The following is an 18325-nucleotide window of genomic DNA, read 5'->3' as shown; positions in this document are numbered from 1 at the left end:
TTCCTTTAAATAGTAATTGTTATAGTTCGATCTTTTGTACGTTCGTGTTTTTTAAGCACAGAACCAATACCTAACTGCCCCTGCTGTTTCGATAAACAAGCTTGTGGTAGCAAACTATGTTTGGTGGTGAGCTGCCACTTCAGTTGTTTATGTTTTCCAATCAACTCATAAGCAGCGTTCTTAATGATTTCTATATTGGGTTGGTTAGGAAGCAATTTACTAACTAGCTGTTTATCTTTTGGCAGAAATTCTATTGTTGTCCCCGCGTTGATATTCCATGCTTTCGGACCCAAAGAAGCTCCTAAACCAAGTTGAGCAAACTGCCCTTCAGGCATAGTTCGGGATGCAAGGCGTGTTTGCTCTTCTTTCGTAAGGTGTAACCATTGTCCTTGAAATTCATGAACTTTTACTTGGCATCCAGATAAACATTCAAGAATACTTTTTAGTCCACCTTTACTTCTCATTGGTGAAGCAAACACACCACCATAGTGCAGGGACAGTGAACTCCCTTCCCCAGTTAATGCCGATTTACAGCTTTCTAACGGCGAACGCGCGCCCTGCGCATGCGCACGAGATTGAACTGTCAGCTGACTCAGTTGCCAACATCGATAATAAAGAGATAATAAGCGATGATTGAAAATATCGTAGAAGTCCACCATAGCCGTATCGCCTTCTTTTTGGCGATGTAAAGCTAATTCACTATAGTGCTGGGGAAGCACACCTTGCTCACCCGTTAGGCCTATTAAATTGGTCTCAATCTCTAACTTGCTGTCATCTATATTTTTCAGTTCACAAAGCTGAGCATTTTCAAAACCTAATGATGGATTAACCTTTAAGTTTAGCTTTTCATGCTTCGGTAACGCATCTGTTCCTATTTGCGCCTCTGCTTGCAGAACTTCGTGTTCAATAAGATGAATCGCTTCAAACAATGGATGTTGCTTTAATTCTCGATAAAATTGTTCCGCGCTCATAGCAACACCTTATCGCCAGTTAATGCGGGCCATAGGTGGAAAAACTTTCCCGTGGACTTAAGTCTTATTTCTAACTGCGTAAAAATGTTAATTTCAGCATATTGCGAGAAGTAAACAGATAAAACACTACCTAAGAGAAAGATCTGCTCTTTAGGTAAAATTTGATCAGAAACCGTCAAAATAACTTTTATACCGTGCGCAAATCCAACTTTGCCTTTCTGACTAATTCTTCCTGTAGTAGGCTCAAACTCTAACTTAGTTAAAGCATCGATTACCGCTTTCGTTTCTGCTGTCCCAGAAAATGCATAGAGATTAAGGGTCTGCTTCAAAGTTGCTAAACCATCTTCCTCGGTAAAATGGTTTAAAGTTAAAAGCTTAGTTAACTGCCATCGTGTGCTTTCATCCATTTCTGGCCGAATAGTTTCTGATAAAGAAACTAAACAACGAACAGATTCGAAATTGTCATTTACCTCCGGTAAAGATACTTGCGGCAGCCCACCTCCAAATGGAAGTTTCTGCGCTAAGTTGCGGTTACAGCACTCAGCTTCCACGTACATTAACCAGTTTTCCCGGCTATCCGGGCTGAACAATTGATGTTTTTTATCAACAAAAGAAATGTAAGTTTCTCTACCTGGCTCATCATACCCACCAGCCCAGTTCTTATCCTCACGTCTCATCAACCAATAAATCTCACTAGTGTTCGTATAATGCGTGTGCTCACCAGCGTGATAACATGGCAAATTGTGGTACGTTTTGTTCCAGTTTCTCAACGTTACGTCAGAAATTGAGACAACCTCATTACTTTCAGCTTCTTGGTATTGTGGAGACAAGTGGTAATCGTATTCAGTTGGTAGAATACGCTTAGGCTCCATAATACTTTTAAATAAGTTGATCACAGGCACACAGCCTACCATTAAGCTTTCTTCGTCCACTTGCTTTGGAAGCCAGTCATCGTTGGTATCAAAGTAAAAATACAGTTCGACTTGCTCTCTAAGATCTAGCTCTGATAATCCAAGTTCGGTGATATCAAAGAACATAAACTTCTCAGGAAAGTGTAAATACTCAACAAGTAATCTTGCTCCTGAAAAGCTTCTTTTACTGTATGGCACAACTTTCTCATCTTCTGAAAATCCCACTTCAGAAAGATGTCTTTTGGTTAAAGGACGAACTTCTTTGCCATCCACAACAACAGATAAACCAATTAGGTTTTGAAACAGCATTTGGTAGAGCTTAAAAGTCAATTGAGATTGACCGTTTAAATAGAAGCGCAGCCGTTCTACCCCCATTTCACCAAGAGGAGTCTCTTCATCTTGAGCCGTGAGCTGTACTTTCAAAACTGAATGAGCATTGCTTTCCCATCGTGAGCCAACTGGCTTGAAAGGCGCATTTTTAAAAACGCCAGAGGTCACATCAACAGGATACATTCTGACCGGATAACAAGTTCTAAACTCGCACTCATGATATCCAGGAGCACCGATAACAACTCGCTCGCCTTCTTCTACATCAAAATAAGAGGAAGTGGAGTTAGAACAGCTCATTTTAATGACTGACATTGACGGGATTGGGGCGTGAAAATCAGGATATAACTGTCCCATCAAAGACTCTGTAAATTGAGGGTAACTATTGTCTAAGCTTTGTCTAATCCTTGCTGTTAGGAATGCGCAGCCTTCTAACAATCTTTCTACGTGTGGATCGTCAACCTGTTCCTCACTAATACGAAGTCTCGCGGCAATCTTGGGATACTGCTCACCAAACTCTTGCCCTTTGTGACGCAAATAAGCTAACTCGCGATTATAGTACTTGAGAAACTCTTCACTCATTTTGCTCTACTCAGTTTCATACCTAAATTTACCGGCTCTACTTCAGAATTGAATCGCACTTCATGAATACTGTTATCAATTAAGCAAGTGGCATTTATCTGTAACCTCAATACCCTATCAATAGCGTTTTTCTCGTCCGAAATCTGGACATGAGGGTTCCTTAACCTCGGCTCAAACTCTTTAATTGCATCATGAACGATGTCGCAAAGCTGATTCTGCCCTTCTTGGCTGCTATAGGGCATTGAGGAAAAATCTGGCAGCCCATAGTTCAATATTGAATAACGAACCTCTAGAAGATCATCAGGAATATTTTTCCATCCAATACGACTATTCAGCATCGACTCTAGATCTCTAAGTAAGCTGCTCAACATCTGTTGCTGGCTTGCAGGGAAGTCTTTCTCATCCCGAGCGAGAGGATCACTATCTATCAATTTGTCGAGCAGAGAAACGGTTAACGACATGATATTTCTACGCTATTTGTTTCTGTTCTAATAATGTAGTCAAATCACAGATTGGAAGCGCTGAGTCACCGACTAACCAACATTTTTGACCCAAGCCAACAAAAGATTCTTGCTCACCAATCTGCTTCCAATCCGTTTCTCGACCTAACTTTTGCGCATCGGTCTCTGAGTCGACATACGTCAAAGGCATATGGCCTTCGCCTTCACCAAGTCCATCGATATCAAACTCGACAGGTCGCCAAATACTCTCTAACAAAGAAGCAGGTGCTTTAACTTCTAGCGTATGGATACTCGATATGGGTACAAGAAAATAGTTACCTGCTGTAGAAAACAGTTCAATGTAACCACCTAAACGATCATCAATATCTCTAGCATCTTCGTAGTTTGTGCCGTTTACGTTAAACCCTTTAATAGTACGATGCTCTTCAATGCGATGCGATAGACGTGACGCTTCTTCGTACTCTTGATTTCCGAGAGCAAGATTAAATCGAACAAGCTCTTTAGTTAATTCCTCATCACCTAATACTTTGGCACTAGCCGCACCATTGATAAAATCCTTTCTAGCTTGAGCTGCTTTCACTAAATGTCGTAGCTGACTTGCACCAGGCAGATACTCAGGAAACAATTTAATCGATTGCATGAGCTGAGCGTCCGCACGCTCGAAGTCCCCATCAATGCAAAGAAGCTCAATGAAGGAACTTCTCAAGCTCGCATCTTTAGGGGTTGCTTTAATTTCATCAATTAATTGCTCTAGAGCGTGTTGCAATAGGCCTTGGGACAAAGCATTTTTCCATTGAGTCATTGTTATTTCCTTACACCATGTGCTCTGGTGATAATTCGGTAATTAATTTAATGCTAGATACCATTTGATCGAGTTGAAAATGCGGTCGCAAATGGATAACTGAGTAATAATGTCCAGGAGTTTCTCTTTTCTCTCGAACTGTAATTTTCGCTTCATTTAGGGGGTATTTAGCTCGAAGCTCATCAGACGCTTCATCTGATGCGGTAGTGTACTGATGTAACCAGCGTTGAAAGTCACGCTCTAGGCTTTCTGCGTCTTGATACCCACCAATTTTGTCACGCCCCATAACCTTGAGATAATGTGCGACTCGCGATACACACAATGTGTATTGCAACATCGATGTCAGTTTTGCATTCGTTGAAATATGCTTTTCTGCGTATTGTTTGGGCTTGTAGAGAGATACATTCGAGGTCATCCCCACCATATCGGTCTCAGGTATTGGAGAAATAGAAATAAAACCGCACTCAGACAATTCTTGTTCTTTTCTCTCAGAGATTTTCAAGTTTAACGGACATCTTTCACGATCATTCTTGCCATTAACACGCATCTTGCTCCTTGTAGGAGCGACGATAATACCCTGACTGTAATCGCCTTGTTTAATCCCTCGCATATGCGTGAACCAACCATGTTCCTGAAATGCTCTAATTGATACGGCAGCAAAACAGTACGCACTACTCCCCCATAGCAAATCTCGATTGGAGTCGTAGATGTGTTCTTGAAAATTGAATTTATCATTCCGCGAGCCATCACTTTTGTATGGCTGACGGAACAAGACGTTAGGTGCAGTCAAACCAATAAATTTAGCGTCATCGTTGTCTCTCAAACTACGCCACTTTGCATAATCTTCCTGTTCAAATTGGGCCGCTATATCTCTTATCGCAGAGAGTTGAGCGAAACTATCAACACCAAACATCTCTGGCGATGCAGACATGATAAATGGGCTGAATGCTGCAGCTGCAGACTGAGAGATCTTACTCAACACAGACAGATCTCTATCAAAATAATTTTTACTAGGATCACAGCGAAGCTGATAATCTCCAACCACCACACCAAAGGGTTCTCCCCCTGCCATCCCATATTCATTTTGATAGAGCAACTTAAATAGTGCTGATTGGTCAAACTCGATGGCTTTTAAAGCATCTTTACTGATTTCATTCCATGTCGCCGTTAAAACCTTAACTTTTACAGAATCCGATGAACGAGAATCAACCTGTTCACATAAATACCTAACTCCAACCCACCCCCTTTCGAGCTGTTGAAACTCAGGATGATGTAATATTTCATTTAGTTGAGATTCTAATAGCTCATCAATGCGGTTAATTGTGTTCATCACACTATGACGAAAGCTGTCCAAATCTCTTGAACGTGTACCTTCTAGCCAAATTCGCGCTGACGATACAAGATCAGAAGATTCATTGAATCGAGTCAACCACGGGCTATCAAGTTCAGCGTAGCCTCCGGTACTGAACTCATGTTTTAGCTTGCTAGGGTCGCGAAAGTTAAGTGACACTGCTAATTCCATCTAGAACATAAAGATTGGTCATGGCTGGCCTTTCGACCAGCCAATTCGTTTCTTATCCACCTGACTGAGGGATCTTGGCCACAAGTCGCAAAGATGTGGTCAGTTCTTCCATTTGTAACCAAGGCTTCAGCCATGCTACGGCATTGTAAGAACCAGGTGCGCCAGGAATTTCCTTAACCTGAACACGAGCGTCTGCTAGAGGGTATTTCGCTCTGATCTCTTGACCACCGCCTTCAGAAGCATTGACGTAACCTAGGATCCAGCGGTTCAGCCAAGACTCAACGTCTTCTGCTTCCATAAAGCTACCAATTTTATCTCGAGCCATTACTTTCAAATAATGCGCAAAACGAGATGTTGCCATCATATAAGGTAGGCGGGCAGAAATGGCCGCATTGGCCGTTGCTTCAGGGGATTCATGGTTCGCTGGTTTTTGACAGGTTTGCGCACCAAAGAACACTGCATAGTTGGTGTTTTTGTAGTGACAAAGCGGTAAGAAACCAAGCTTACCAAGCTCCGCCTCACGTCTGTCGGTAATACCAATCTCTGTTGGGCACTTCATATCAGGGTCGCCATCATCACTCATGAAGAAATGCGTTGGCAAGTTATCCACTCGACCGCCGCCTTCTGCACCACGGATGGCAGTACAAAATCCATATTTTGAAAATGCGTCGGTTAACTTAACACCAAGAACATACGAAGAGTTCATCCAACAGTAGTCGTTATGTTCAGCGTTAACAGCAATACCTGAAACAGGATCTACTTCGAACTCTTCAAACCCAAACTCTTCGACTGGAGCGGTAGCTTGTCCGTATGGCAAACGAGCAAGGACTTTTGGCATCGTCAGACTAACGAAGCGCGAATCGGCACTCTCGCGGAACGAACGCCATTGGGCGTATTCTAGTGATTCAAATACCTTATCTAGGTCGCGTGGTTTTGACAGCTCAGTCCACTCATCAAAGCCGAATAGTGCTGGTGAAGCCGCGGACAAGAATGGAGAGAAGCCAGAAGCCGCTACATTTGACATTAGGCGTAACGACTCAATATCTTCTGGGTGGTTGGTAAACTCATAGTCTCCAATCAATGCACCATACGGTTCACCACCAGCACTACCAAACTCAGACTCGTAAACCTTTTTAAAGATCTGGCTTTGATCAAACTCAACAGCTTTGCTCAAGTCTTTATGTAGCTCTTTCTTGGTCATGCTCATCATGCGAACTTTCAGAGTAGAGCTGGTCTCTGAATTCATCACTAGATAATTTAAGCCGCGCCAAGAACCTTCGAGTTTCTGTAATTCTGGGTGATGCATTACTTCAGACAACTGATCAGAAATCTGCCTATCGAGCAAATTAATCGCTTCACGAAAAGTTACTGTTAGGTTTTTGTTCCAAGTAACTGTCCCTTTCATTGCTTCTTCAGCGAGCGTTTTAATCAGCTCCTCAGCACGAGAAGCTTCGGTCTGCTTAGTCGCACCAATAGCTTGATCTAAGAATGAAGTTGTCTGTTCATTAACAGTTGGATCTAACTGTTTTTCAGCTTCAGTCGTCATTATTCCGCTCCTTCAGTACTGTCTGACTTCGCTTTCTTGCCAAGATCTAACTCGCCTGCAAGTTTTGCCAGATTGTCTGTATTGTTCAAAACATCCTCTAGGATATTTTCAAGCTCTTCTGAGCGGTCAACTTTTGTCATCAAATCACGCAGTTTATTACGCGTTTCCATCAATTGGCGTAGTGGATCAACTTGATTTACGATCGCAGCAGGCTCAAAGTCTTGCATTGATTTAAAGTTTAAATCGACCTCAAACTGTGAATCGTCATTCGCAAGCTTATTCGCAACTTTAAACTTCACCGATGGATTCATTTTTTTGAGTACATCGTCAAAGTTATCTCGATCGATCTGAATAAAACGGCGGTCTTTTAATGGCTTCAACGCTTCTGTGTTTTGACCAGCGAAGTCACCCATTACACCTACAACAAAAGGCAGTTCTTTCTTAAGAGTCGTACCTTCAGTTTCAACATCATAGGTAATGTGGACACGAGGCTTCCGTACTCGTGATAGTTTCGAGTGGATACTCGTCATACCATTCTCCCTTTATTAATTTTCATTTTGTTCTGCTATGCCAACCAAACGGAAGTAGCTTTTCTTTGCATCCCCGTCGGAGATAAGTTCCGCCAGTAACTCCGGCAGAGGCATCCCACACCAACGAATAATCTGTTCGATGGAGTAAGAAACTGGTGAGTGAGGTTCACTCTCTCGGAAGAAATCAGCTACTTGCTGCAATTGTCTAATTGCCTGCTCTCGTGATTTCATGTTTGTCGCTAATAATGCATCACAACTTTGTGAACTTAACGGTTGTTCAGAAGAAGATTCATCAAGATCCTCTAGCTCTTCAAACACGGCTTGTGGTTGATTGAAACGATCTCCTAGAAGGTGCTTTAATGCCGAGTGTATTGATTCGAGTCTTTTTGATATATAAGAGCTAGGAGTCACATCACCGACCGCTTCGTCTAATCGCTGACTGAATTCATTAAATGATTCTGTAGCGAACTCCAAATCCGTGATTAATTCTTGATAAAACGTATCAGAAGTCGACTTAACCGTAGTTATAATTTCAGATAGCTCAACAGCCCCAAGCTCGACTCGATTTCGGCGCTTATCTTCGTCTAAGCGCTCAAGCTCTATAGCTTGCTGATATTCCCAATAGGCATAAGCTTGCTCCACGCCTAAGTCAGTCAATGGTATACAAGCAATTGGAAAAATAAGTGTTCCTTCACTATCGATACCATTGAGGCCAATAATCGCCGATATTCTTGTCTCAATACCATCTTCATCAGGCATTGGGTACAGATCATCCCAAAAGTTCTCAATTAAACTGGTTGCGAGTTTGTAGCCAACGCCCATACCACGAAAACCATACAATCGAGTTAGGGCTTCTATAAGCCAGGCAACAAATTCCAAATCTTTAGACTGATTCGTGAGTATTTCTGGGACATCTTCAATAAATACTCGCCATAAATTACTGTGGGTATAGATACTTTCTTCTTCTATAAGAGCATTACGTTCAGCGTTGCGGGCGGCCATACGCTGATCTTTCAACCGATAGTAAGCAGACTGTGGTGATACATCCTCTCTAGGATCAATACCTGTAGGATTTTCTTGAGATATAGGAGCCAACGCTTGTTCATACCAATCAAACATTTCATTACTCATAAGCTCTCCCTCTTAGAAAGACAGGTATCGTCGCGTCTTCTCTAGTTACTGTTTCGCACTCCGTTTGCGCTTGGCGAACTTTGATCAAAGCACAAGTTACGTTATCACTTGCGCCCCGAACCAAAGCCGAATGCATGAGAGCTAATCCAGCTTGGTTGACTGAGTCTGCATACAATGTCCGATGAATTTCATCACTCGTAAGTTCCTTAGAGAGTCCATCGCTACAGAGTAGAAACTGATCGCCGTCAGCCAGCTGCCCTGAAACTTGATCAATAGTGACACTTTCGTCGACCCCAACAGCTCTGGTAATAACATTTGCAAGAGGGTGCGATTCGGCATCTTCAAATGCCAATAAGCCCTGATCCACTAAGTCCATGACTTGACTATGATCACGTGTTTTTTGGACAAAATTACCACTTCTAAGCTGGTAAATTCGGCTATCACCCACCCAAAGACAGTGGTAATACCCATCCTGAATAAACAACAAAACAAGTGTTGTTCCCATCGTTTTACCGTCTAAGTGATTTTGTGCGTATTGGTAAATTTCTAAGTTCGCTTCTTGAACCACTCTTCGGATATCATCGATATTAGTATTGGAGACATCCTGCATGTGGTGCGCGACTCTATCCACTAGCATCTGGCTTGCTATATCGCCAGCACTGTGTCCACCCATTCCATCGGCAACCACCCAAATATGCTGTTCTGTCATATCCAACAGAGCATCCTCGTTATAAGGGCGTACTTTTCCTGCGTGCGATTTAGCAAAGGTAAAATAGTTCCAATTCATTCTTCTATCCTACCAATTCCACTTTTTCCAGCCGCCATCAAGCATGGCTGAAAACTGACCAATTGAAGGAAATCCACTAGTAATGAACATGCATGGTTCAACCTTCGTTGAACCTTCAGTCCACCAAAAACATGGTTTACTCAATTTTTCTTTAATGAGGTAATTCAAAAGCGTGTTTTGATCAGTATTGCCGTGATCATGAAAAACTGTAGATATTTGGCTTTGATAAAGAAACTCTAGAGGCTTCACTTCACTTGTTACATTCGCAACGAGGTCATTTTTTTCTTGAGTACTCTTATGCCAAACATCAAAGACAAAGTCGTCCTCAAGTACTGAAAGAGCAAGAGCGGCACTGTCCTCGGTCCAAGCTCTGTCACCCCAATATTGCGCAGCTTCACCTTTTACGGCACGAGCTATAGTAAAGAAAAAGTATCTACCGCATGCATCAACACTAGGAATCATGCTACCAATGTAGGTTGAGTCTTCTAAATAGCTAATATCCAAAGCAAAGTGCCACACAGGAGCCGTTAAAAAGTGCTCATTCCAGCTTTCACCCAGTTGTTCCCTGCTGACTGCAATAACCGCCTGTTGCCAATCATGCCAACGCTCCGAGAAATCTTGTGATAAACCATCTTTCACAAAGTCCCCTTTTGCAGGCATTTTACCGATATAGCCCCAGCCTGATGTTATAAGGTTCGTGGACATCTGAACCTCTCCATTTCATTTGACCAAAACGGATTAATGGCACTAGAAGGAATAAGCTCTAGCTGCACCTTATTTCCCTTTAAATCAATCATAACTATATTGTCTTTACGCGATTCTGGCCTTGCTTTAAGTGATTGATCCAAAAGCTTGAATATGCCCCACTCACCTTCATAGGTATGCGCAATTTCGCGTTTAGATTCAGGTGGTGTGAACACAATTCGAGTCTGATCTTGACCGGCAGGCCAACTCAACGATTTAGCTCTTGCTGGTCCATGCTTATAAACCAAATCTTGTCCACCCAACTCTAAGACAAATCGAGTAATGTGCTGGTCTAGATAAACAGGCTTCATCCCAAACTCTACGCGTAATGAATTATCAGATTCAAAGAAAGACTGCCTGATACGTTGCGCTCTTTGAAAGACCATTAGTGTTTCTGGACGAACTCCAATTTCCTTTTCTAATCGCCAACGACTTTTCGAAGTATCCACAAACGGTTCGAGGTATTCTTGGAAGAATGCGTCAAGCGTACCTCCATAACCAAAGAATCGCTTAAAGTCTTTCAATCTAACTTCTCTGCTCGCGTTGGGCTCGAATGGATATCTGCCAGCAATAGTCCGCTGATAAGGGCGTACCACTTGTGTTACCCAAAGTTGATTTAGATGATCCTTCGAACCGCTCTCCGCAAACTTAACCGACTCTTGAGAAAGCTCACCTAGCCATTGATTAAATGGTCTCGGCAAAAGTTCTTTAGCACGAGCAAAAGAAGCTGCTACATCTTGTGTAACGGTTCCATCTAAAATACTTTTGTAGGCAATTTTCTGATTGTTACCAGAGCTTGATAAGTCACTTAAATACGAACGCAAGTTAACCATTGCTTGTTGAATATCATCAAAGTCTTGCTCACCAAGGCGTAAGATCTCTGAAAAATGCGATTCGACTTCTTTACCTGGCAGAGCAACATTGAAACCGTTTTCTTCAGGTAAATACATGTCTAGTCTATCTGCCGTATTTGAAAACTTAACTTTGGCAACTTTACCAGCAACTTCAGAAGTGGCTTTTTGATTTTCTGACAATGATACTTTTGATAGAGCAACCTCTTTTTGGATTGCTCTCAACAAAGATTCGATTGGTCTTTCAACTCCAGATAAAACCCTCGCTTGCTCTGTCGCAAGTTCTAGGCTCGGAGCCTGCTTCAACTGAATATCTTCGATCAACGTTTTCCATTCATTAACATAATCTTGATAGTATCGAGACTGAACGCCTTGGATGGCACTATCTTGATCAATTTCATGAGCCTTAAGATCGTCACCATAAACCCAGTTCTCTTCCATTAGGCTTTTTACTGTACGGTTGATCTGAATCTGAAAAATGCTATGAAAACCATTGTACGTGTAGAAACCCGAAATGCCTTGTGATAGCGGTTTTCCACTAGCTCGCTCGAACTGCTCAAGCCCTTTAGGTCCCAATACATCAGTCAAGCGAAATGAAGGTACATGACTCTTAGAAAATTGTATTTTCATTCGCTGATAAGCACGTTCAGGTAGAGACATTTGAGTCAACACTTCTCGAGCACTCGTCACGGCAGCAGTGTTGTAAGTAAAGCCTTGTCCATCGTTGCCTAATAAATATTGAGTGTGCTGTAGCAAACGTCTTCTTAAGTCTGCGTTTAGCTCACCCGGATATTGACGTTCGAAATAAAAGTTAAACCAAGCCAACACTTCATCTTGTTGATATTTGTCTGGATTGAATAACATCAAATACGTTTTTAACGTTTCGTACAAATACTCACGATGCTGTTGATTGCTCTCCATTTCTGACACCAGGCTATCAAGAAGCAAAGGGGCGTAATATTGGGTCAAAGCATCAGAATATGCATTGTTTGCCGCCTGAGATACTTTGTCTCCTTGATAGAGACCAAACCTCTTTACAGAGTCGGCATCACCGTAGTTGCTTTGCTTTCCGAGAGGAAGCGCCATCAACCTATCTAATGTTTCTACAGCTGAAACAATATCCGCTTCAAAATCTAAACTTTGAGCGCCAATCATTGCATCAATATGGCTAGCTTGTTCATTGGTGTCGACAATTAATTGTGAGTTCCACTTATAACTCATAAACCAAAGCGCAGAAGCTCCTAGCAGTAGCGTTGTACATCCAATGTAAACACCTCGACGCATCCAACCTGACTGCTTTTGATAGTGACGATTAACTGTTCCTAACAGTTGCTCTTTGAAAATAACCTTGTCAAAAAGATTCTTTACGAAATAACTATGGGAACCAGTCTGACTCTTTGCTAGAGCTAAACGATTTAACCCAAGTCCATTGGTTGATTCATTCATCAGCTTATCGACTGGTAAGCCTTCTTGAACCGAACTCAACATAAACACACCACGAATCAAGGCAGGCTCTTCAAAACTGTTTTGTGCAAAAATTTCAGCTAAAAACTCGTCAAGATTAGCTTGTAGCACTCTTAATTGCTTTGGAAATTCAAAGATAAGCGCGCGTTTATCTAAATCGTCCTCAGTTTCAAGTATTCTAAGCATACGGGCATCAAGACGCTCCAACATGCCATGAAACTCTTTGTTGAATAGAGAAATAACGCCTCTTTCATCATCCACTTCACGAGGGAACATGAAACCAAATAATTCCTCTCGCTCTTCCTTACTTAAATCGGCAAAGAACTCATTGAAACCGGCAACTAAATCCATTTTGGTGAGCAATACGTAAATCGGAAACTGCATGCCTAACTGGTTTTTCAGTTCTTGAAGTCTCGACTTAATTGCTCGAGCATGAAGACTTCGCTCGGTTCGAGTCTGAGACATCACGCTGGCTAAGCTTATCGTAACAATCGCACCATTAATTGGTCTTTGCGTTCTATACTTTTTCAACAATCCTAAGAAACCATGCCACGCTTTAGAGTCGACCTTTTCTTGACTGTCTTGTGTCGTATACCGGCCAGCCGTATCTATAAGAACTGCTTTATTTGCAAACCACCAATCACAGTGGCGAGTGCCGCCTACACCGGCAATAGAGTCAGAGCCAAGGCTGTCTCCTAATGGAAACTCTAACCCCGACTGCTTTAATACGGTTGTTTTCCCCGTTCCAGGAGGGCCAATCAACACATACCACGGTAAGTCATACAAGCTTCTCTTGCCTTTGTGTGTTTTTGTCACTACTTTGACAGCTTGCTCAATACGCTCGCGCATTAAGTCAATTTCACTTGCAGCTTCTTTATCTGATTGGCTATCAACCTCAAGCAACGTTTGAATACTTTCGTCTTCTTTCACCTTTTGCTTATGCTGCTTGGTAACGTTAAATATCGCCCAAAGCAACACCAACACTAGAATAGTGACTAGCCGTTGAAAGTCACTCTTTAGGGGCTCATATCCCGCTATCGCAATAAGTGGACCAACAACCCAAATGAAAATAGAACAAGCAGCGACACCGATAAGACCGAGAAACCATCTTTGAGTAAATATTCTGCCAATTTCTTTAATACGCATCTCTATCTACCTATTATTAATTCGCGACAAGAAGGTCGATTTCAATCCGGCGGTTAATAGCTCGGTTTTCATCACTACTGTTTTCAACTAATGGTCTTGCATCCCCCAACCCCTCGGGTATCACTCGCCCTTCTAATGCACTATTCGAGATCAGTTGTTCAGACATAGCAGTGGCTCGAGCTAATGATAGGTGCCAGTTCGAGGGATATTTACTCGTGAAAATAGGCCTATCGTCGGTGTGACCGGTAACAATGATCTTGCCTTGGGTCGACTCCAATGTTCTCGCAAGCTTAGAAATAACGGGTTGGATGTAAGCGACAACATCAGCACTACCTGATTCAAATAGATCTTGAGACTTTAACGAAATTCTTACCCTGTCTTGCAGCGGCTCAACATTGATTAGCCCCTTACCGATCTCAGTTGCTAGATACATTGAAATCTTTTCTGCAATTGGCGCTGATTTTGATTCTGACGTTGCATCTTGGTTAAGTTGTTGCGGTTGAATCAAATTGACTAATTGAGAAAAGGTACGATTGGATGCCTTATTTAGCTCATAGCTAAAATACATATATATGCAGACCAATAATGCCGCCGTTACAGAACATACAACCCAAAGAGGGGCTCTATCAGAAGCCTTTGAGCCATTCAAAATGTGTTGGTCGATACTATTACTTAGCTCCTGAGGGACTCCTCTCCCATAAGACTTAAGAGTAGCAATAACCTGTCTTCTCAATTTACGGTGCGATTCCAGTCCATTTTTTTCTAAACGGTATTGACCCAGAAACCCGAGAGATAAGCACACATACATTAGTTCAAGCAAATCTAAGTTCGCATCTGGTTTCGCCATGCACTTATCAAGATGCTTAAAGAACGCTTCCCCACCTTGACTGCTAGCATAGAAGGAGCTGAGTAATGAATCGTGACTCCAGAATGAATGCCCACCCCAATTGGTGTTAAGGACAACTTCATCTAGTGAACAGCATAAACAATAACGAGCTGTATCAATGGTATCCAAATCAACGTCATGCTGACGTAATCGGTTCTCATAATCTCTAAGCTTTTGTGCCAATGTCTCTTTTAGAAACAACGGATCGGAATGAGTCGCTGTCGACCGAATTTGACCGATAATAGATAACAGGCCATTCGCCTCTGCTAGTAGAGAGTTATTCCCATAAGCGACCACTGAATCATTGTTCACCAATTCAGGGCTTTTTGAGATAACTACGGTATTATCCACAGACTTTTCTGATTGTGGTTTCGATGCGGGTGCTCTTCCACCCGGTGTTGGTTTTACTATCGTTTGTTCCATACAGAGCGCGCCTATTGATTAATACTCCAAAGCTCAAGTTCAGCATTCGGAAAATGCCCTGATAGGTGAAGCGCAATACCGCCACTATCTTTTAGCCTCATCCAAAATGGCCCTTTCTTGACAACTTCGAAATAGACATAGCCCGTTTGGTAAGGAATCTGTCTCGGGACGACACTCAACGGCACTACGTTTATACCGTTGATCTGATTATTAATTAGATCGCGAATCTGTTCTGCCGGGCCAAACTTGAGTTGCGCTGGGACCAGGCGTCTTATTTCATCTGTTGTGGTATCTGCTTTAATTGCTAGCACAAATTGGCATGACTCAAGCAAGCGTTTATCTGGAAGCGGCGTCACTTGAATACCGTATTGGCGAGGCTCCAACGGAAGTTTGGTCGCAGTTTGGTCAAGAACAACACTGAGGTACTGACTGAGTATCTGATTCAACTCGCTATAAACACTTGATACATCTAAGTGATCATACGCAAGCAAACTTGGGAGTCTTTTAGTTTTATTAGAAAAAGTGGCTAACTCACCAATGTAACCTTTAAGTGTCGTCGCTAATTCCAGTGGATGTAACCTATCTAACTCACTGAAATGCTTTAACTTCGCCTCATATCGGTTCAACATTTGGAGCATGATGAAATCAACAGCAGATGCCGATGCAGATTTGCCCTTAATCAAGCGCTGCGCAATAACGTCAGCACGCATCTTTGTCATCGCGATAACGTTACGTAGATAAGCTGACATGACTTTATCGCTCAGGAGATTGATAAGCGGAGGAACGTACTCATCGTCTAGTATAACTTCCCCTTCAGGAGTTACCTCTTTGATCCTTAAGATAGGTAACTCCACATAACCCGCTAATTTGTCATTACTCGCTTTCAACTCAAGGTTGAGGGCTGCAACTTGGATGGTTTCTTCATCTTGTCCTGTAAGGTTATCTATCACGTCGATATCTTGAAGTACATAACGAGAGACGATCGATTCGCTTACATCCGAAACGTTTTTACCTGTAACACTTGAAAGAGGGAGAGTTATTTTTACTAACGTATTTTCAGTGTTTTTATCAATAAGTAGAGGCGAAACTGAATCGTTGGATATTAACGTATTAACCAACGTCATATCTGGCAAAACAGCTTCAAGATGCTCTAGTTCAATAAGACCATCTTTTAGCGCGTGTTTTTTTACTCGACATTTCCAAACTCCCCAATTGTAAACCCCACCTAACTGATGTAAGCCCTTGAATTCTTGAGAGGTTGCGCGTTCTTGTTGTTGGAAGTGCTGGGGACGTAAAAACATTCCTTCGCACCAAGCCGTCTTGGAGTATTGCGTCATTTATAATTAGCCAACTAAACGTTATTTAACGACCAAAGACAGATCTTCTAACAATACTTGATATGTGTTGTAACCGGTCTTATCCACTTTAATGACTTGTCGCCAATTTGAGTTTTCAATATCTCGAAATGCTACGACAATGCCTAAATATTCTGTCTTTGGAGACATACTTGCTTGATATGTTTCTTTCTGACCTGGAGTTAATGAAACTTCATATTTATTCACTAAATCAGGTCCTAAGACTTTTTCACTTTCTTCATAAATAGAAAAAAAGTCCTGGCTTTCGAAAATGGTATTTGACGTTAATTCAAATACATACACCACTACAGGAGAAGGCCTGCCGTTTGAATCAGGATTAATGTTATGACTTGCTGCTATTTCTAAATCTGAGTATGGATCAACAACTAGGTTCGCTGCTGAGCACCCAAATAAAGCCATTGAAATTAATAACAAAATATATTGGTAAAACTTTTTCATCACCCTAATTCCTAGCCTTTGTTTTTTAATGCTAATTCATAGTGCTTAGCGAAGTCTTCTAAATAGAACGGAGACTCTTTATTGATAATATCATCGGATAGCTTTTCATGAATATCCTCAAACCTCTTCCAACTTTGAGCATATTTCCTAGCTGGAATAACCTTATTAATAACCGTGTCTTTCGCTAAAGCATCTGAGTATATAGAAGTAGGTTCAACAAGTGACATAACACTCGAAACCGTACCTTCAACACCTTTCATTAAGGCTTGCTCATGACTTTCGATGTCATTAAATGCTTCTTTAATGGCTGCATTTGGCTTTAAGAAGCTAGCGGTTTGACGGTTATATAAGTTATGAATCGCATCTTCTAAGTTTGCAGAAAACTTTAAAGGGTTATTTTCTGACTTACGAAATGCGGTATGACTAAGTCGATTTGTTTGTTTAAACACTGCTCTGTTATGCAGTGTTTCCATTAAACCAACTAGCATCAAAGAAAATGACTCCCCCAGTTGTTCGAACCATTCCTCTCGGTTATCGCTGGGAATCATCATTGGATCTATACCCACCCCTCTAACAAAAGCCGCAAGTTCACCCCCATTGGTATCAAAGTTGGGAGTCGATAGGTGTTCTGATTGTCGGTTAACTTTCGGTAAAGTTTCAGATACGGTGCTCTGTTTTTCGGGCTTTGGAATATCAATAAAATCATCGACTAAACCAATATCTAGCTGAAAGTCAGAAGGAACACTTTCGTTTAAGAGTTCACTAGCACTAAGGCCTAGGTCAACAAATTCTGCTTCCGATGGACTTGAGACTACTTCAGGGGGTGCGCTAGAAAGACTTTTACTTGTCTCAAGACTGAATACATCTGTATCTGTTTGAATAGAAACTGAAATTTGATAATCCCCTAAGCTAACCATATCGTCATCGCTTAGTGCTATTTCATTTCCTTGACCCACAGGAGTTACAGCATTATTTACAAAAGTACCATTAGTTGAGAGGTCTTTTATCAAGTATTTGTCACCAAACTTAATCAGTTCTCCGTGGGTTCCGGATACCACTCTTTCAGGATCTGGTAGTGTCCAATCACATTGTTCAGACCTACCAAATGTAACCTTGGCATGTTCATCACTTGATTCAAACACGAACTCACTCTCAATCTCTGGAGTAAATTTGTGAAAACTTGTTATGGTTAAAACCAACTTCATGTAAACCTCGCCAAAGACCTGCTAGATATTATTTTTAATTTTATTATTAACTGCTTTTTTATTAACAGTAAGATTAATAAAAATCTTAATACTGCCATTGAAAATCATGCACGGAATAATGAATCATTTTTTTATCAAAGCAATCACGTATTGTTCAACAATTTTAATTATCCAACCAAGTTCAAATTTTTGACACTTAGACTTTCATCAATAAAAAAACGA

15 protein-coding genes are annotated in these 18325 nt (G+C 41.6%); all 15 read right to left on the bottom strand.

The features are described from left to right. Nucleotides 1-5: 5 nt before the first annotated feature. The 15 genes from tssG to tagH are packed head-to-tail and all read right to left on the bottom strand — an operon-like array spanning nucleotide 6 to nucleotide 18103. Nucleotides 6-971 carry a type VI secretion system baseplate subunit TssG gene (tssG, locus tag R7P35_RS03375; RefSeq protein WP_025767714.1) on the bottom strand — a complete coding sequence of 322 codons (966 nt, stop codon included), beginning with the start codon at nucleotides 969-971 and terminating at the stop codon, nucleotides 6-8. Continuing rightward, nucleotides 968-2791 (bottom strand): type VI secretion system baseplate subunit TssF, encoded by a 1824-nt coding sequence (tssF, locus tag R7P35_RS03370; protein ID WP_025767713.1) that lies wholly within the window; start codon nucleotides 2789-2791, stop codon nucleotides 968-970. The genes tssG and tssF overlap by 4 nt, the downstream gene beginning before the upstream one ends. Next, entirely contained in the window at nucleotides 2788-3252 is a 465-nt protein-coding gene (gene tssE, locus R7P35_RS03365) for a type VI secretion system baseplate subunit TssE (protein ID WP_042520997.1), read from the bottom strand. The genes tssF and tssE overlap by 4 nt, the downstream gene beginning before the upstream one ends. Before the next feature lie 7 nt (nucleotides 3253-3259). Then, nucleotides 3260-4054, bottom strand: a complete 795-nt coding sequence (locus tag R7P35_RS03360; protein WP_005387519.1) for a type VI secretion system accessory protein TagJ — start codon at nucleotides 4052-4054, stop codon at nucleotides 3260-3262. 10 nt (nucleotides 4055-4064) lie between these two features. Next, nucleotides 4065-5576 carry a type VI secretion system contractile sheath large subunit gene (gene tssC, locus R7P35_RS03355; RefSeq protein WP_025767712.1) on the bottom strand — a complete coding sequence of 504 codons (1512 nt, stop codon included), beginning with the start codon at nucleotides 5574-5576 and terminating at the stop codon, nucleotides 4065-4067. A gap of 52 nt (nucleotides 5577-5628) precedes the next feature. Continuing rightward, on the bottom strand, nucleotides 5629-7122 hold the full coding sequence (gene tssC, locus R7P35_RS03350; protein WP_005375950.1) for a type VI secretion system contractile sheath large subunit: 1494 nt from the start codon (nucleotides 7120-7122) through the stop codon (nucleotides 5629-5631). Beyond that, nucleotides 7122-7652 carry a type VI secretion system contractile sheath small subunit gene (tssB, locus tag R7P35_RS03345; protein WP_005396385.1) on the bottom strand — a complete coding sequence of 177 codons (531 nt, stop codon included), beginning with the start codon at nucleotides 7650-7652 and terminating at the stop codon, nucleotides 7122-7124. The genes tssC (R7P35_RS03350) and tssB overlap by 1 nt, the downstream gene beginning before the upstream one ends. Before the next feature lie 15 nt (nucleotides 7653-7667). Continuing rightward, a complete protein-coding gene (gene tssA, locus R7P35_RS03340; protein ID WP_053307735.1) occupies nucleotides 7668-8783 on the bottom strand; it encodes a type VI secretion system protein TssA in 1116 nt (371 codons plus the stop codon). Then, entirely contained in the window at nucleotides 8776-9570 is a 795-nt protein-coding gene (locus tag R7P35_RS03335) for a PP2C family protein-serine/threonine phosphatase (RefSeq protein WP_318091670.1), read from the bottom strand. The genes tssA and R7P35_RS03335 overlap by 8 nt, the downstream gene beginning before the upstream one ends. 9 nt (nucleotides 9571-9579) lie before the next feature. Next, nucleotides 9580-10275: a type VI secretion system-associated protein TagF gene (gene tagF, locus R7P35_RS03330; protein ID WP_005375944.1), complete on the bottom strand. Its 696-nt coding sequence runs from the start codon at nucleotides 10273-10275 to the stop codon at nucleotides 9580-9582. Beyond that, nucleotides 10257-13775, bottom strand: coding sequence for a type VI secretion system membrane subunit TssM (gene tssM, locus R7P35_RS03325; protein ID WP_025767709.1), 3519 nt, complete (start codon nucleotides 13773-13775; stop codon nucleotides 10257-10259). The genes tagF and tssM overlap by 19 nt, the downstream gene beginning before the upstream one ends. 16 nt (nucleotides 13776-13791) lie before the next feature. Next, nucleotides 13792-15084 (bottom strand): type VI secretion system protein TssL, long form, encoded by a 1293-nt coding sequence (tssL, locus tag R7P35_RS03320; protein ID WP_033907010.1) that lies wholly within the window; start codon nucleotides 15082-15084, stop codon nucleotides 13792-13794. Between the two features lie 11 nt (nucleotides 15085-15095). Further along, on the bottom strand, nucleotides 15096-16421 hold the full coding sequence (gene tssK / locus R7P35_RS03315; RefSeq protein WP_085569002.1) for a type VI secretion system baseplate subunit TssK: 1326 nt from the start codon (nucleotides 16419-16421) through the stop codon (nucleotides 15096-15098). Nucleotides 16422-16442: 21 nt separating this feature from the next. Then, entirely contained in the window at nucleotides 16443-16898 is a 456-nt protein-coding gene (gene tssJ / locus R7P35_RS03310; RefSeq protein WP_017820223.1) for a type VI secretion system lipoprotein TssJ, read from the bottom strand. 11 nt (nucleotides 16899-16909) lie between these two features. After that, the gene (gene tagH / locus R7P35_RS03305; RefSeq protein ID WP_005375931.1) at nucleotides 16910-18103 is read right to left on the bottom strand and encodes a type VI secretion system-associated FHA domain protein TagH; all 1194 of its coding nucleotides are present in this window, start codon (nucleotides 18101-18103) and stop codon (nucleotides 16910-16912) included. Nucleotides 18104-18325 lie beyond the last annotated feature (222 nt).

It is taken from the genome of Vibrio sp. Vb0304, assembly GCF_033338995.1.
Classification (GTDB): domain Bacteria; phylum Pseudomonadota; class Gammaproteobacteria; order Enterobacterales; family Vibrionaceae; genus Vibrio; species Vibrio alginolyticus.
The sequence above is the reverse complement of the archived record's forward strand: the minus strand, read 5'-3'. Positions and strand labels throughout refer to the sequence as shown.

What these genes read in the sequence shown, in the direction of transcription:
- tssE (WP_042520997.1), bottom strand. Translation starts at nt 3,252, where the DNA reads ATGTCGTTAACCGTTTCTCTGCTCGACAAATTGATAGATAGTGATCCT.
- tssM (WP_025767709.1), bottom strand. Translation starts at nt 13,775, where the DNA reads ATGCGTATTAAAGAAATTGGCAGAATATTTACTCAAAGATGGTTTCTC.
- tssC (WP_005375950.1), bottom strand. Translation starts at nt 7,122, where the DNA reads ATGACGACTGAAGCTGAAAAACAGTTAGATCCAACTGTTAATGAACAG.
- tssJ (WP_017820223.1), bottom strand. Translation starts at nt 16,898, where the DNA reads ATGAAAAAGTTTTACCAATATATTTTGTTATTAATTTCAATGGCTTTA.
- tagH (WP_005375931.1), bottom strand. Translation starts at nt 18,103, where the DNA reads ATGAAGTTGGTTTTAACCATAACAAGTTTTCACAAATTTACTCCAGAG.
- R7P35_RS03335 (WP_318091670.1), bottom strand. Translation starts at nt 9,570, where the DNA reads ATGAATTGGAACTATTTTACCTTTGCTAAATCGCACGCAGGAAAAGTA.
- tssA (WP_053307735.1), bottom strand. Translation starts at nt 8,783, where the DNA reads ATGAGTAATGAAATGTTTGATTGGTATGAACAAGCGTTGGCTCCTATA.
- tssG (WP_025767714.1), bottom strand. Translation starts at nt 971, where the DNA reads ATGAGCGCGGAACAATTTTATCGAGAATTAAAGCAACATCCATTGTTT.
- tagF (WP_005375944.1), bottom strand. Translation starts at nt 10,275, where the DNA reads ATGTCCACGAACCTTATAACATCAGGCTGGGGCTATATCGGTAAAATG.
- tssL (WP_033907010.1), bottom strand. Translation starts at nt 15,084, where the DNA reads ATGGAACAAACGATAGTAAAACCAACACCGGGTGGAAGAGCACCCGCA.
- tssK (WP_085569002.1), bottom strand. Translation starts at nt 16,421, where the DNA reads ATGACGCAATACTCCAAGACGGCTTGGTGCGAAGGAATGTTTTTACGT.
- tssB (WP_005396385.1), bottom strand. Translation starts at nt 7,652, where the DNA reads ATGACGAGTATCCACTCGAAACTATCACGAGTACGGAAGCCTCGTGTC.
- R7P35_RS03360 (WP_005387519.1), bottom strand. Translation starts at nt 4,054, where the DNA reads ATGACTCAATGGAAAAATGCTTTGTCCCAAGGCCTATTGCAACACGCT.
- tssC (WP_025767712.1), bottom strand. Translation starts at nt 5,576, where the DNA reads ATGGAATTAGCAGTGTCACTTAACTTTCGCGACCCTAGCAAGCTAAAA.
- tssF (WP_025767713.1), bottom strand. Translation starts at nt 2,791, where the DNA reads ATGAGTGAAGAGTTTCTCAAGTACTATAATCGCGAGTTAGCTTATTTG.